Origin of the sequence: Bradyrhizobium sp. PRIMUS42 (assembly GCF_023006515.1) — a bacterium.
In the GTDB taxonomy this organism is placed as follows: domain Bacteria; phylum Pseudomonadota; class Alphaproteobacteria; order Rhizobiales; family Xanthobacteraceae; genus Bradyrhizobium.
The window spans coordinates 1-1,101 of sequence record NZ_JALBGZ010001226.1; the positions used below are offsets into that span (position 1 = coordinate 1).

At 66.8% G+C, this 1,101-nt stretch carries 2 protein-coding genes; both read left to right on the forward strand.

The genetic code is table 11. From position 1 onward, the window contains the following. The first annotated feature begins 46 nt into the window (after positions 1–46). On the forward strand, positions 47–544 hold the full coding sequence (nusB, locus tag MOV75_RS39260; RefSeq protein WP_246932800.1) for a transcription antitermination factor NusB: 498 nt from the start codon (positions 47–49) through the stop codon (positions 542–544). A gap of 71 nt (positions 545–615) precedes the next feature. Then, the coding region (locus MOV75_RS39265) for a thiamine-monophosphate kinase (RefSeq protein ID WP_247008206.1) at positions 616–1,101 on the forward strand (486 nt) is incomplete at its 3' end.

A 1,101-nucleotide genomic window follows, 5' to 3' on the forward strand; every position in this document is an offset into this window, starting at 1 on the left:
GCTTGCGATGCTGCGCATCAAACGCCGCCTGGCGCAGGCCTGAGCCATGGCCGACAACACCAAAAAGCCGGCAGGCGTTGCCGAGAAGAAGGCGAACCGGCGCGGTGCGGCGCGGCTCGCGGCCGTGCAGGCGCTGTACCAGATGGATATCGCGGGCGCCGGCATCAACGACATCTTTGCCGAGTTCGAGAGCCATTGGCTCGGCAACGAGGTCGAGGGCGACACTTATCTACCGGCCGAAGCCGCGTTCTTCCGCGATGTCGTTTCGGGCGTGGTGCGCGACCAGAAGAAGCTCGATCCCCTGATCGACGAGGCGCTGTCGAAGGGCTGGCCCTTGAAGCGGATCGAGGCGATCCTGCGCGCGGTGCTGCGGGCCGGAGCTTACGAATTGGAGCACCGCAAGGACGTGCCGGGCCGCGTCGTCGTCTCCGAATATGTCGACGTCGCCAACGCTTTCGTCGACCGCGAGGAGACCGGCATGGTCAATGCCGTGCTCGACCAGATCGGCCGCCAGTTTCGCGGTGACGAGTTCGGGCGGGGGTAGGATCAGGCGATGAATTCCGCCGTAGCCGTCATCCCCGCGCAATGGCGCGCAGGGATGACGGGTCTGCTATCGTGACGCAGGAGGACAACACGCAGGTCTCCGCCGAAGACTCCCTCATCGCGCGCTATTTCAAGCCGCTGGCGACTGATCCCGGCGCGTTGGGGCTGGTCGATGACGCCGCGATCCTCTCGTCTGCCGGCGAGGACATCGTCATCACCACCGACGCCGTCGTCGAGGGTGTGCACTTTCTTGCCGATGATCCGCCGGACACCATCGCGCGCAAGGCGCTGCGGGTGAACCTGTCCGATCTCGCCGCCAAGGGCGCGGTGCCTGCCGGCTTCGTGCTGACGCTGGCGCTGCGCAACAAGGAGGATGCCTGGCTGCGCCCCTTCGCGGATGCGCTCGGCGAGGACGCCAAGGAATTCGCTTGTCCGCTGCTCGGCGGCGATACGGTCTCGACGCCGGGCCCGCAGATGGTCTCGATCACCGCCTTCGGCCGCGTGCCTCAAGGGCGGATGGTCGGCCGTACCGGTGCGAGGCCAGGCGATCGCATCCTG